3 protein-coding genes are annotated in these 15493 nt (G+C 54.9%); all 3 read right to left on the bottom strand.

Annotated features, from left to right (window positions below; translation table 11 throughout):
- Positions 1–107: 107 nt before the first annotated feature.
- Complete coding sequence (locus ACYPYQ_RS13265) at positions 108–311, bottom strand: hypothetical protein (RefSeq protein ID WP_459724390.1); 204 nt, start codon at positions 309–311, stop codon at positions 108–110.
- Between the two features lie 345 nt (positions 312–656).
- On the bottom strand, positions 657–14168 hold the full coding sequence (locus tag ACYPYQ_RS13260; protein WP_459724388.1) for a VCBS domain-containing protein: 13512 nt from the start codon (positions 14166–14168) through the stop codon (positions 657–659).
- Between the two features lie 51 nt (positions 14169–14219).
- Positions 14220–15185: a pentapeptide repeat-containing protein gene (locus tag ACYPYQ_RS13255; RefSeq protein WP_459724386.1), complete on the bottom strand. Its 966-nt coding sequence runs from the start codon at positions 15183–15185 to the stop codon at positions 14220–14222.
- Positions 15186–15493: the final 308 nt, after the last annotated feature.

Genomic DNA, 15493 nt, shown 5'->3' with positions numbered 1-15493 from the left:
AGCACCGGCAGAACAAAGATGGAGCAATGCAATCGAGCAGTGAAATAGTTTAAGCTCGCAACCCAAGGGCTTTACTACTGATCGGTGGTAGGGCTACAGGGGGCAGGTCAAAGGTTACGTGCGTGAACACCGTCGCTTGTGGAATCGATCACGCTCGACGTATCCACACAAATCATGGCGTGGGAGATGTCCGTGCCGGTGAACTTACGTATCGTTTGGCTCATCGGGTCGGGCGTGGTCGTCAAGACAACATCGCCGGGCTGGATGAGGTCGGCGACGAATACCCTTGGCCGCAATTCAGATTCACTCATTTCACAACTCCGATTGACCAACGATTCGGCACCGGTACTGAACGATAGCCACAGCCCAGAAGGCTTTCATGCCTGCTCGATTGAAACCGTTTTGCATCACCTTGTTAGCTGCAATAACAGTTCCATGCGCCCTTCCTTGCCACCGATAAGCTTCAGCGACCACCTAGCCTACATTGAAAAAGGCTCACCTTCGACCGGGTCGCACGGAATGAACTGCACGAGTGTCACAACGGCATGTCCAGTCATCCGCGCGTAGCTCAGCCTAGTCTCGCCGGTGTGGTGGTCCAGGTGGGCCACCATGTCTCGATAACGGTCGCATCTCTGCACCGTTATCGCATTTAACGCTTATCCCCGCGCCCGATCCTGATTCAACTGCACCGCATTGAGGTTCTGGTTTGCCTGCCCCAACGCCATCAAGCTGCTGATGCTCATGTCCTTGAAGGCCGGGCTGCCCAGTGAGGCATCCTCACCGTCATCCACATGGGCTGTTGCCAGTGTCTGTGCGGCGTTCCAATGCTGGATCGTGCTGTCCGCCGCCCAGGCCTGATCAAAGGCCGCGACCACGGCACTGAAATCGTACTGGTCTATCGTGGTCTTGATCTCTTGATGGTCTGACTTATGTTCAGACTTGCATTTCGACTTGCGATCGAACTCGGTAACGGCCTGAGAAATAATATCCAGTGTGAGCACGCTCTTGTAGTTGGCGGTGTTGTCGTACCAGTTACGCAGGGTTATCTGGTCGGTTGCACCCGCTTCCAGGATGAGGTCGTTGGCGTTTCGGGTAAGGGCGATGTCGGTCATTTGGATGCCGTCGGTCAGGATCAGGGTGTTATCCGTCCCTTCTCCGCCGTAGACCGTGTCATGCCCATCCCCGCGACCGAAGAGGATGCTGTCCGCGCCGTTGCCGGTGTGGATGATGTCATTCACGCTACTGCTGACGATGATCTCGTCCTGCGTGGTGTCTGGGACGGCGTGGTGGTCATGCTCGTCATCATCATGCTCATTGTCATGATGCTCGTCATCGCGATGTTCATCCTGTTCGTGCTTGCCTGTGTTGAGGGTGAAGACCTGCGAAACGCTGGCGCCGGCTTGGTCGGTGGCAGTGAGCAGAATGTCGTAGCTGTCCGAACCTTTTGCCTTGCCGCTGAAGGTGCCGGTGGCGGCATCGAAGCTGAGCCATTCCGGTAGTTCCTCACCGTTGGCAAGGGTTGCGCTGTAGCTGAGGCTGTCGCCATGCACGATGTCCCAGTCATCGAAGGTGCTGGCCGGGATAGTGATGCTGAAGCGTTTGCCGTTGTCGACACGCTGATCGGCCATATGCGCCGTGACGACGGGGGCGTCATTGACGTTCTGCACGTCCAGACTGAAGGTGCTGGTGGCAGTGGCTCCGTGGGGGTCGGTAGCTGTTACCGAAACATCCATAACCCCAACGTCCCAGTTGGAGGGGATGCCGCTGAAGGTCTGTGTGACGGCATCAAACTTGAGCCAGTCTGGCAGGGCAGATCCATCAGACATGGCGGCCTGATAGCTCAGCACATCACCTTGGTCGATGTCGGTGAAGGTACCGTCCGGCACACGATAGCTGAAGGCCTGGTCTTCCAGAGTGCTGGCATCGGTCAGCGGTACAGCGACGATTGGGGCATCGTTGGTGCCGGTGATGCTGACGGTCAGGGTTGATGGGGTCGAGGTGATGCCATCGGTGGCTGCGTAGTCGAAGGTGTCGGTAACGATCTGACCTTGGGCCAGAGATTGAACGCCCAGCGAGGCATTGTCCAGAGCGTAGCTGTAGCTGCCATCGGCATTCAAGGTGAGCGTGCCGAACTGGCCGATGAAGACGCCAGCGTTGGCGACCTGCAATACCGTTCCTTGGTCGATGTCGCTATCGTTGGAAAGCACGTTGCCGGTGGCGGTGATACTTAAGTCCTCCTGTACGGCGTTCACATCCGCAACGACTATCGGCGCATCGTTAGTGCCGGTGATGCTCACTGTCAGGGCAGAAGGTGTGGAGGTGATGCCATCGGTGGCGGCGTAGTCGAAGGTGTCGGTGACGATCTGGCCTTGAGCTAGAGACTGAACGCCAAGTGAGGCGTTGGCCAAGGCATAGCTATAGCTGCCATCGGCGTTCAGCGTCAAGGTTCCGAACTGGCCGACGAAGACGCCAGCGTTGGCGACCTGCAGCACAGTGCCTTGGTCAATGTCGCTGTCGTTGGTCAGGACGTTGCCAGTTGCCGAAATCACCACATCTTCTTGTACGGCGGCGGTATCAACAGTGGTGATCGGTGCATCGTTGGTACCCGTGATGCTGACGGTCAGGATCGATGGTGTTGAAGTGATGCCATCTGTCGCGGCATAGTCGAAGGTGTCGGTTACTACCTGCCCTTCTGCTAGAGACTGAACACCGTAAGAGGCATTGTCTAGCGCGTAACTGTAGCTGCCGTCGGCGTTCAGCGTCAGCGTGCCGAACTGGCCGACAAAGACACCCGCGTTGGCGACCTGCAATACCGTGCCTTGATCGATGTCGCTGTCGTTGGTGAGGACGTTGCCGGTGGCAGTGATACTCAAATCCTCTTGTACAGCATTTTCGTCGGCTGCAACCACAGGTGCATCGTTTGTGCCAGTGATGCTGACGGTCAGGGTTGATGGGGTCGAGGTGATGCCATCGGTGGCTGCGTAGTCGAAGGTGTCGGTAACGACTTGGCCTTGGGCCAGAGATTGAACGCCCAGCGAGGCATTGTCTAGCGAGTAGCTGTAGCTACCGTCTGCGTTGAGGGTGAGCGTACCGAACTGGCCGACATAAACTCCGGCATTCGCCACTTGCAATACGGTGCCTTGGTCGATGTCGCTGTCGTTGGCAAGCACATTGCCGGTTGCAGAGATCACTACATCCTCTTGCACAGCGTTCACATCCGCAACGACTACCGGTGCATCGTTCGTGCCGGTGATGCTGACGGTCAGAGTCGAAGGTGTGGAGGTGATGCCGTCGGTTGCTGCATAGTCGAAGATGTCGGTGACGACTTGGCCTTGGGCAAGAGATTGGACGCCAAGTGAGGCGTTGTCCAGTGCGTAGCTGTAGCTGCCGTCCGCATTCAACGTCAGGGTGCCGTACTGGCCGATGAAGACACCCGCGTTGGCGACCTGCAATACCGTTCCTTGGTCAATGTCACTGTCGTTGGTCAGGACATTCCCTATCGCGGAAATGTTGATATCTTCCTGCAATGCAGTTGCATCATCAGTCACAGTGATCGGTGCGTCATTCACACCAGTGATGGTGACGTTAACCAATGTGCTGTCTGTTTCGCCTTTGCGATCACTGATGGTGTAGCCGAAGGTGTCTGTGACGGTCTGGCCTTGGGCAAGGGATTGGTAGCGCTGTCCAATGTCCAGAACGAGATTGCCATTTGCATCGTGTGCGACGGTGTTGCCAAGTGCACTGACGGCATCGAATCCTGCCAAGCTGATGACGTCACCCGTGTTCGGGTCGGTGTCGTTGGCAAGCAGTGTCGAGACCGGGATGGCAGTCTGTGCGGTATCTTCGTCAACGGTGATGTCATCCGGATTCGCGACTGGTGGACGATTCAACAGGCCTTCAATGCCGACTGCGTCCAAGAATGAGCCATCTGCGAATTCGATACGTTGCACACCTTGCCCTTGGGCGAACCAGTTGATCAGTGTGATGGAGTCGGTCGTACCCATCACACTGATCAACATGTCGTTCCCGACACGGAATCCTTCGAGATTGGCTTCGATCAGGTTGCCGCCCACAAAGAGCGTGTCGAGACCCGATGCATCAACAATGGTGTCGACCCCGTCACCCGGATTGAATTCGTAGTGATCATTACCTGCACCACCCATCAACGTATCGTTGCCTTGGCCGCCAATCAGGGTATCCGCCCCTGCTCCGCCATCCAGTACGTTCGCACTGCTATTGCCAGTGAGGATATTATCCAGCGCATTGCCGCTTGCATTGATGGAGGCTGCGCCCGTCAGGGTGAGGTTCTCGACGTTGTCGGAAAGGGTGTGAGTGACGCTCGATTGAACGGAGTCGATGCCCGCGTTCATGGCTTCTATTGCAACATCACCTGTGTCGTCGACGATGTATGTGTCATCACCTGTTCCACCGGCCATAGAGTCTGCGCCAACACCACCATTGAGGGTGTCGTTGCCAGCATCACCGATCAGTGAGTTGTTGCCAGAATTACCGATAATCTCGTTGTCGAGCGCATTTCCTGTACCACTAATATCGGCAGTGCCAGCGAGGACAAGATTTTCGATATTGGCCCCCAGCGTGTAATTTGCACTGGCTTGAACAGTATCGAACCCCTCACTCGCAGCTTCAACAATCACGTCACCCGTGTTATCCACCACATACGTGTCATCGCCTGCGCCGCCCGACATCGTGTCTGCACCGGCTCCACCATCGATCAAGTTGTTGCCGCTATTGCCGGAGATTACGTTGTTCAATGAATTCCCCGTAGCGCTGAGCGAATCTGCGCCTGTGAGAACGAGATTCTCCAGATTGTTGCCGAGGGTGTAACTGATGTTGGATTGAACCGTGTCAGTACCAGCGTTCAATGCTTCAGTTACCACATCGCCTGCATTGTCCACGACATAGGTGTCATTACCTGCACCACCTGCCATCGCATCTGCGCCAGCGCCACCATCCAACACGTTGTTGCCGCTATTGCCAGTGATCGCATTGTCGAGTGCGTTGCCCGTGCCGTTGATTGCAGCCGTCCCGGTAAGGGTTAGGTTCTCGATATTGTCGGCAAGCGTATAAGTCGCGGACGAGTTCACGCAATCGGTGCCCTCACCAGCATTCTCCACGATCACATCGGCCGTGTTGTCTACGTAATAGGTGTCATTGCCCCCTAGGCCGGCCAGCACATTAACGCCGCTGTTGCCTGAGATGACGTTGTCCAACGCGTTGCCGGTGCCATCGATGGCAGCTGTGCCTGTTAGCGTGAGATTCTCGACGTTGTCAGAGAGCGTGTATGTGACGCTGGACTGTACGCTATCCGTACCGGAATTGAGTTCTTCCACTATGACATCACCGACGTTGTCCACGACATAGGTGTCGTTACCCGCACCACCGGACATCGTGTCTGCACCCGTGCCTCCGTTCAGCACGTTGGCTGCTGCATTACCGATGATTATGTTGTCGAGCGCATTGCCTGTGCCGTTGATCGCGGCGGCACCCGTCAGAGTTAGGTTCTCGACGTTTGCAGTCAGTGTGTAACTGATGCCGGATTGAACCTGATCAATACCCGCATTCAACGCTTCCGTCACCACGTCGCTGGCGTTGTCCACCATGTAGGTATCGTCACCCGCTCCGCCAGCCATGCTGTCCGCACCTGCCCCACCATCCAACACGTTCGCGGCCGCATTGCCCGTGATCGTATTATTCAAAGTATTGCCCGTGCCGTTGATGGCATCCACCCCAGTGAGGGTGAGGTTCTCGACATTCGCCCCCAGGGTGTAAGTGATGGACGACTGAACCGTATCCGTGCCGGAGTTTGCTGCTTCGGTCACCATATCGCCGATATTGTCCACTACGTAGGTGTCGTTGCCTGCACCGCCTGCCAGGCTGTCAGCGCCGGTGCCACCATCAAGTGTATCGTTGCCAGAGTTGCCGGTCAGACTGTCGTTGCCCTCCAAACCGGACAGGACGTTGTTACCTGTATTGCCCACAATCACGTTGTCCAGCGCGTTGCCAGTTCCATTTATCGATGCCGTACCGGTCAGAGTGAGATTTTCGACGTTGTCCGTCAGCGTGTATGTGACGCTGGATTGAACGTTGTCGACACCTTCAGCAAGACTTTCGATAACAAGGTCGCCGGCATTGTCCACGACAAATGTATCGTTACCGGTGCCACCCAGCATGGTGTCCGCACCCGCACCACCATTTAGCGTGTCATTACCTTCCAGACCCGTCAGCAGGTTAGCACCGCTGTTGCCAAGGATGACGTTATTGAGCATATTGCCCGTACCGTCGATGTTGGCCGCTCCGGTCAGGGTGAGGTTCTCGACGTTGTCGGTCAGCGTATAAGTGATGGAAGATTGAACAAGATCGACACCCTCATTCAGATTCTCTGTAACCAGATCGCCGACGTTGTCCACCACATAGGTATCGTCGTTCAAACCACCGGACATCGCATCTGCGCCCACACCACCGTCCAGAATGTCGTTGCCTGCCCCACCTAGCAGCGTGTCATCACCCGCTCCAGCATAGAGCGAATCAGCACCTGCACCGCCATCCACGATATTGTTCGCAGCGTTGCCCGTGATGATGTTGTTGAGTGTATTACCCGTACCGTCGATGACATCAGCGCCGGTCAGGGTCAAATTCTCGACATTGGCGGTGAGCGTGTAAGTGATGGACGATTGCACCAGATCTGTTCCCGCATTCACTGCCTCGGTCACCAAGTCGCCAACATTGTCCACCACGTAGGTGTCGTTGCCCGCGCCGCCCGCCATCACATCCGCCCCCGTGCCACCGTTCAGCGTGTCGTTGCCGGAATTGCCAGTCAGGCTGTCGTTGCCATCCAGGCCAGACAGCACATTGTTGCCGTTGTTGCCCACGATCACGTTGTCCAGCGCGTTGCCCGTGCCGTTGATCGAAGCCGTACCGGTCAGGGTGAGATTCTCAACGTTGTCCGTCAGCGTGTAGCTGATACCAGACTGCACATTGTCGATACCTTCGCCAAGGTTCTCAATGACGATGTCACCCGCGTTATCCACCACATACGTGTCATCGTTCAAGCCACCCAACATGGTGTCTGCACCCGCACCGCCATTCAACGTATCGTTACCTTCCAGACCCACCAAGGTGTTGTTGCCTGTATTTCCAAGGATGATGTTGTTGAGGATGTTGCCCGTGCCGTTGATCGCAGCCGTACCGGTCAGAGTGAGGTTTTCGGTGTTATCCGTGAGCGTGTAGGTAATGGACGACTGCACAAGATCCGTGCCTTCTGCGAGGTTCTCCACGACAAGATCGCCGACGTTGTCCACCACATAGGTATCATCGTTCAAGCCGCCCTGCATCGTGTCCGCATCTAGGCCGCCATTCAGCGTATCGTTGCCCGAACCGCCCAGCAGCAGATCATTTCCCTCGTTGCCGTAAAGTCCGTCATTGCCGTCGCCGCCAATTAGCGTGTCGTCGCCTGTGCCTGCATAGATCGTGTCCGCGCCTGCGCCGCCGTCCAGCACGTTCGCCGAGGTGTTGCCGGTGATGATGTTGTTGAGCGCATTCCCGGTGCCGTCAATGCTGTCCGCGCCGGTCAGGGTGAGGTTTTCGACGTTCGCGGTGAGCGTGTAAGTGATGCCGGATTGCACCAGATCGGTTCCAGCGTTCAACCCTTCTGTTACCAGATCGCCCGCATCGTCCACTACATAAGTATCGTTTCCTGCACCGCCCGCCATTGCATCCGCCCCCGTGCCACCGTTCAGCGTGTCGTTGCCGGAATTGCCGGTCAGGCTATCGTTTCCGTCCAGGCCAGACAGCACATTATTGCCGTTGTTGCCCACGATCACGTTGTCCAGCGCGTTTCCCGTGCCGTTGATCGAAGCTGTGCCGGTCAGGGTGAGATTTTCGACGTTCGCGCCCAGCGTGTAAGTGATGGAGGACTGCACAGTATCGACACCTTCATCAACATTCTCCGTCACTGCGTCGCCCGCGTTATCGACGACATAGATGTCGTCGCCTGCATTGCCAGCCATGCTGTCTGCGCCCGTGCCGCCATTCAATACGTCATTCCCGGTATCGCCGATCAACGTATCGTTCCCTGCCAAACCGTACAAACCATTGTTGGCCGTGTTGCCGATCAGAATGTTGTTCAGTTCGTTGCCGGTCGCATTGATGTTGTTCGCGCCGGTGAGCGTGAGATTTTCGACATTGGAAGCCAAGGTATAGCTCACAGAAGAGAGCACGGTATCGATACCCGCATTGAGCGCCTCGACCGTCTTGTCACCCACGTTGTCCACGATATAGGTGTCGTTGCCCGCCCCGCCCGTCATGGTGTCAGCGCCTGCTGCGCCATCCAGTACGTTTGCACCGCTATTGCCGGTGATCGCGTTGTTCAGCGCATTGCCCGTGCCGTCGATGTTGGCTGTGCCAGTGAGGGTGAGGTTTTCGACGTTATCAGAAAGCGTGTAGGTCGCCGAGGCAAGCACACTGTCTGTGCCTTCGTTGACATTTTCTGCGATGACATCGGCTGTATTGTCCACATAGTAGGTATCGTTACCGATACCGCCCGCCATCGCATCCACACCCGCGCCACCATCCAGCGTGTCGTTGCCCGCCATGCCACTCAAGACGTTGTCGCCAGCATTGCCGGTGATAAGGTTATTGAGCGCGTTGCCTGTGCCTGACACTGCGCCGTCCGCGAGGGTAAGATTTTCCACATTGTCCGAAAGCGTGTAATCCGCCGAAGCGATCACGCTGTCCGTCCCTTCGCCGGCCAGCTCGACTACCGCGTCTGCGGAATCGTCCACGATGTAAGTGTCATTTCCCGCACCGCCTGCCAAGCTGTCCACTCCCGCACCGCCGTCCAGCACATTGTTTCCGGCCGTACCGACGAGGCTGTTATCCAGAGTATTGCCGGTACCGTCCAGATTCGCCTCGCCAGTCAAAACGAGGTTTTCAACATTGGTACCCAAGGTATAGGTAATGGAGGACTGCACGGTATCCGTGCCAGCACCAGTAGATTCATTCACCACATCGCCGACTTCATCCACGATGTAAGTGTCATCACCCGCTCCACCCGACATGCTGTCCGCACCGAGACCACCGTCCAGCAGGTCATTGCCCGCACCACCCATGAGCGTGTCGTTGCCTTCCATGCCATTCAGGATATTGCCGCTGTCATTGGCGGTGATGACGTTGTCCAGTGCGTTGCCGGTTCCATCGATCACGGTCGTGCCGGTAAGGGTGAGATTCTCGACGTTGTCGCCCAACGTATAGGCGATGGAGGACTGCACGGTATCCATGCCTTCGGCAAGATTTTCAGTGACGACATCGCCGATGTCATCAACGATGTAGGTGTCGTCGCCCGTGCCGCCGGACAGGGTGTCTGCGCCTGTGCCACCATCCAGCAGATCGTTGCCCGCACCACCCACCAGCGTGTCGTTACCTGCCAGAGCGAAAAGGATGTTGTCGCCTGCATTGCCAGTGAGGGTGTTGATCAGCATGTTGCCGTTGGCATCAAGGTTGTCGGTTCCTGTCAAGATCAGATTCTCAACGTTGTCGGTCAGTGCGTAATTGATGGCGGATTGAACAGTGTCAGTACCTGAATTGAACGACTCATTCACAACATCGCCGATGTCATCCACGACATAGGTATCGTTACCTGCGTTGCCTGACATGGTGTCAGCACCTACGCCCCCATCCAAGGTGTCGTTGCCAGCATTGCCAAATAGGGTATCGTTTCCTCCCATCCCGAAGAGCGCGTTGTTAGCTGAATTTCCTGTAATGATGTTGTCGAGTGCATTACCAGTGCCGCTAACGTTTGCTGCGCCTGTCAGCGTCAAATTCTCAACGTTGTCAGACAAGGTATATTCTGCACTGCTCAAAACAGTGTCGACACCCTCGCCCACATTTTCGATAATCACATCACTCGTGTTATCCACCACGTAGGTATCGTTGCCCACACCGCCCAGCATGGTGTCTACACCAGCACCACCATCGATTGTGTCGTCACCTTCCAATCCTGCCAGTGTGTTGCTGCTGCTGTTGCCAACAATGACGTTGTCCAACACGTTTCCAGTGCCACTAATTGCAGTCGAGCCGGTCAAGGTTAGATTCTCAACGTTATCATTGAGCGTGTAGGTAATGCTCGACTTGACTAGGTCGATGCCTTCGCCCGCATTCTCGATCACCAGATCGCCTGCGTTGTCCACCACGTAAGTGTCATTGCCTGTGCCGCCCAGCATGGTGTCAGCACCTGCACCGCCATCCAGCGTGTCGTTGCCTCCCAGCGCGGTGAGTGTGTTGTCTGCCACGTTACCGAGAATCACGTTATCCAGCACATTGCCCGTGCCATCGATGGCTGCCGCGCCAGTGAGTGTGAGGTTGTCGAGGTTGTCCGCCAGCGTCCATGTCAGATTGCTCTTGACGGTGTCGATGCCCTCACCCGCCGCTTCGATGGTGGTGTCGAGTAGGTTGTCCACTACGTAGGTGTCGTTGCCAGTGCCGCCAACTAGCGTATCCGCACCGATGCCGCCATCCAGCGTGTCATTGCCCGCTAAGCCGGTCAGTATGTTGTCGTTGCTGTTACCGATGACAACGTTGTTGAGTTCGTTGCCAGTACCGATTATTGCAACGCCTTCGGTGAGGTTGAGGTTCTCGACGTTCGCGCCGAGCGTGTAATTAAAGGGACTAATGACCGTGTCTGTCCCATACCCTAATGCTTCGTTGACTGTGTCACCGAGGTTGTCGAGGATATATGTATCGTCACCACCACCACCAGCCATGGCATCCGCCCCCACACCGCCATCCAGAACGTTGCTACTGCCGTTGCCGACGATGACATTGTCGAGCGTATTGCCTGTACCGTTTATAGCTGACCAACCAGTGAGCGTGAGATTCTCGACATGGTCACCGAGCCTATAACTGATGCCGGACTGTACGGTGTCGATGCCTTCAAGTGCATTTTCAGTGACAACATCGCCTGCATTGTCGACGACATAAGTATCGTCGCCAGCTCCACCCAGCAATGAGTCTGCACCACCCTTGCCATCCAGCGTGTCGTTGCCTTCCAATCCAATTAGAGTGTTAGCGGCATCGTTGCCGGTGATGAAGTTGTCCAGCACATTGCCTGTGCCATTGATTGCTGCTGCACCTGTCAGCGTGAGATTCTCGACGTTATCGGTGAGTGTGTAAGTGATGGATGACTTGACTAGGTCGATCCCCTCCCCCAAGTTCTCGACTACGAGATCGCCCGTATTTTCTACGATGTAAGTGTCGTCACCCGTCCCACCCAGCAAGGTATCAGCACCTGCACCGCCATCCAATTTGTCATTGCCGGCCAGTCCAGTCAGCGTATTGTCGTTACTGTTGCCGGTGAGGATGTTGTCGAGTTCGTTGCCGGTCGCGTTCAATGCGACACCCTGTGTCAAGGTGAGGTTCTCGACATTCGCGCCCAAAACATAATCGAATGGACTAACGACCGTGTCTTTACCTTGTCCGACGTTTTCCATCACCGTATCGCCGAGATTATCCAGAATGTAGGTGTCATCTCCTGCACCACCTGCCATCGCATCGGCACCTGCACCACCATCCAGCAAATTAGCCGAAGCGTTGCCAATGATCACGTTATCCAGTGCATTGCCCGTACCGCTGATGGAATCGCCACCCATTAAGGTCAGGCTTTCCAGATTGTCGCCCAAGGTATAGCTGATGCCGGATAGGACAGTGTCGATACCTTCAGCGATATTTTCTGTGACGACATCTCCTGCATTGTCCACCACGTAAGTATCGTTGCCTGTGCCGCCTGTCATCTGGTCGATGCCAGCGCCACCGTCGATCCAGTCATCGCCTGCACCGCCATCCAATGCGTTATTGCTGCTGTTGCCATAAAGAATGTCATTGCCGCCCAAGCCTTGGGGAGATACGGCATCGCCCTGCCATGCGAACAAGGTGTCATCACCCTCGGTGCTCACCGGCACAGGAATATGTGCTTGTATCTGTTCTGTATCCCACACCACACCAAGTTCCCCCGCAACTGTGGGGGCGAATTCAAAACGCTCAATGCGGTAGACATCGCCTTCCCCCCAGTTGTGGATGGTGATCTGATCAGCAGCGAGTCCAGAATCTAGCGGCGGGGTAATAGTCAGCACCAAATCGTAGCCGCTACGCGTCAGGGCGATGTCGCTTTCGGTAATTCCCGCACCGAAGCGGATGGTGTCTGTATTGCCTATCGTGGCATCCACATCGTAGACGATGTCGTTACCGTCACCGCGCGCAAACAGGTAAGTGTCGTTGCCCGCATCACCCACCAGATAGTCATCACCGGTGCCGCCGTTGAGGATGTCGTTGCCGCCGTTGCCGTACAGGTTGTCCTGCCCGCCCATGCCATACAGGGCATCGTTGATGGCACTCCCGCGCAAAGTGTTGTTGCCCGCATCACCCATGGTGGTATCCAGCCCGATGATGGCGAGCAGTTGGGCGAAGCCTGAGCCTGTGGCATCGCCTTGGGCGCGCAGTGCGCCGAGCACTTGCAATCCGTTGGCATCGCTTTGTTTGAGGACGTTGGCGAATTCGCTGATATCGAGGATGCTGTTGCTGGGGTCGGCATCGTAGATGGCCTGTAATACGGTGATAGTGTTGCTGATATCCCAGTCGTATTGCAGGGTGGTGGCGTTCCAGGTGTAGCTGATGGTGTCGATCAGCGGCTGGAAATGCGTCTGCGCCATGAGTTGGTTGTAAACGCTGTCGGCGAATTCGTTGAAGGCTTCGAGCAATATCTTGGAGGCGGGGCCGTGCGGGTTGGGGTCGCGTTCGCCCCAGCACCATGTTCCTAGATAAGGTTCACCCAATATGGCCTCGAGGGTGGCGAGCTTGCGCGCGTCGCCGATGACGTTGCCGTAGATGATGCGGGCGGCGCGGCTGGCGGGATCAATATTCTCTACTCCGACCCATGCGTAGATGAGTTGAGTAGTGAGCGCGTGGCGGGCAGCAGGATCGGTCTCGTTGATGAATTGCTGGACAAGGTCTTGCAGATGGCCAGTGCTGTCTCGCAGGATAGTTTGGCGCAGGTCGTAGACGTTGCCGAGACCTTCTAGGTCAGGCAAGGCGGCAACAATGTCGGCCTCTTCGATCCAGTCGTTGGCGATGGTGTAGGTTTTATCGGTCTGGAACCAGATGTCGGCAGTAGCACTGGTGCTGCCGTCTGTTTTGGTGAAGGTGCTGGTCTGTTTGGTGATGTTGCCGTTGGCATCGGTCTGGTTGACGGTAGCGTAACCGGTGGCGATGCTTTGTACGCCTGCGTCAGCGAGCGACATGAGTTCGTCAGCATTGCTGTAGCCGTCGCCGTCGATGTCTTTCCAAACTTTGAGGGTGCTGTAGGCGGCATCTTGTACATCGATCTGGCCGTCGTGGTTGGTATCGAGTTCGGCGAGGGCTTGGTATCCGTTGGCGGCTTTCTGGCCGTTGGCGAGGATTGTCTCGGAGCCGAAGAGTTCACGCCCGGTGTCTATGGTGCCGCTGCCATCTAGGTCACGTACCAGTATTCCGTCATCAGAATTCACCCAGCCGGTCTGTTCGGCGAAACCGTTGCCGTCGTGGTCGAAGTAGGCGCCGGCAGTCAGGGGGGTGGTGGTGACGCCGTCGCCGTTGAGGTCTAGCGCTATCGGAGAGCGGGTGACGGTGGCTTTGGCGACTTTCTTTTTGATTTCATTGATAGGCGTGTCAGGGCAGAGTGATGGATCATCAATAACTCCGCTGTCCCAGTAGGCAACAGGATCAAACGGTGTACCGCCAACTTTCATGGTGTAATGAACATGTTGCGATCCAGGCGACCCTGTATCGCCCATTGTACCAATTAGTGCGCCCGCACTTATATTGGCCCCTACTGTTAGATTTGAATCTAATGTCTCGAAATGCCTCAGCTCGTGAATAAATCCATATTGGTCTCGAATAATGACTCCATTAGTTCCACTTTGAATACCAATTACCTTTCCAGATACAGGCGAATAGACTGATGGGTTGGTCAAGTTAAGGCCATTTTGGCCCAAGCCTGCATAATTAATATCGACGCCAAAATGAATTTGTCTTTTAGGAATCGGACGATCACGATGACTACAAAAAGTATTTATTCCGTTACTGGTGATTCCCGCAGAAACACCATTGTTCGGGGGCAGCATTTGGTTCATTACATCTTGAAAGCTCATAATATTCCCCTTTGTCGTAACTACTTAATTGTGTATATCTAGCTTGATTTTCTTGTACGAGACCTTCGCTTTAGATTTTTCTGACAACCCACAAGTGTGCTCAGTTATCTGTATCTCCGCTGTTCGCTCATCCACCAAACGATAGTCAAGATGTCCACCTTGGCAGCTTGTTTGCTCTGGATCTTCCGCCCACTTGGCATTTTCTTTGTGCAAAACAGATATGTCGCAGTTTAGTGATAGCTTTATGAAGGCAATCATGTCCCACCCGCCCATCCCCATGTCGTCACCATCTTGTCCGGATGCGTGCACCCCGATTAAGTAACCACTATTTGAGGTTGACTTAACCTTCATTGAGTTCCATCGGGGGTAGTAGTGGCGAACACTACTTAATAGATTGACGCTTCTGTAACAGGCAGGAAAATCAAATTTTTCGTTATCGAATCGCGCAAATATTGTCGACTTTTGTGTATCTCCATACTTTGGATATGCGAGCAAAGCTAGGGTGCTATAAGTTCCTGCCACATTTTGCGTCAAGAAAATATTGTCTAGTCCCGCGATATTTTCATTGCCGCCTTTGTAGTCGCTTGGCAAAGCGGAAATTGAATAATCGTCCCTGTCCTTAGGTGTTACTAGATAAGAGGTATTAATAATTTTTAGAGCTTCTGTTGGCAAACCAATCACTCCATCCAAGAATGCATACGTTATATAACGTCCATCAATCAAAGCATTGGTCAGATTGGCGCCTTGAAGCTGTGTTCTAAAGAATAAAATCCCACGCATATCAGCGCCCTGTAGATCCACATTCCTTAAGTCAGCGCCCTTAAATCGACAGTGCCTTAAATCTGTGAAGGATTTGGGATCCAAACAATCCCCTTTAGGCAAAGTTGCCGCCTCGGCTGAACCAATAATTGTCAAACAGAGCATCGTCAGACTGATGTACCACCAACGGACACCTCCATGACTAGCTATAGGCATTTGATTTTCGATCATCCCAATCTCCTCATCTCAAATATCGCATCATTTGCTGCATCCACATCGTAAACAGGAAATCAAAGGGGCAGCATCGAATTGCCCTTTAGGGGAATCATTGGGCACGTACTACAATTAATCATCATGCCGCTTTCCTCAAAATATTTTTTTCGCAATTCTGATCGTCAGCGTACCCGTCAAGACTTTCAACTTCATTCCCCTCACCGCTCCCTCCCCGCCTCCTGAAACGCCCCCATGACCGGTGAGAGCAAATACTCAAGAATGGTTCTGGTACCAAGGTGTATCTCCGCCGTGACTTGCATGCCGGG

Source organism: Sideroxyarcus sp. TK5, from assembly GCF_054601595.1.
This window is presented reverse-complemented; position numbering and strand designations above follow the sequence as displayed.

Bases quoted from the DNA above. Each gene is read 5' to 3' on its own strand.
- ACYPYQ_RS13265 (WP_459724390.1), bottom strand. From the start codon at position 311: ATGAGTGAATCTGAATTGCGGCCAAGGGTATTCGTCGCCGACCTCATC.
- ACYPYQ_RS13260 (WP_459724388.1), bottom strand. From the start codon at position 14,168: ATGCTGCCCCCGAACAATGGTGTTTCTGCGGGAATCACCAGTAACGGA.
- ACYPYQ_RS13255 (WP_459724386.1), bottom strand. From the start codon at position 15,185: ATGATCGAAAATCAAATGCCTATAGCTAGTCATGGAGGTGTCCGTTGG.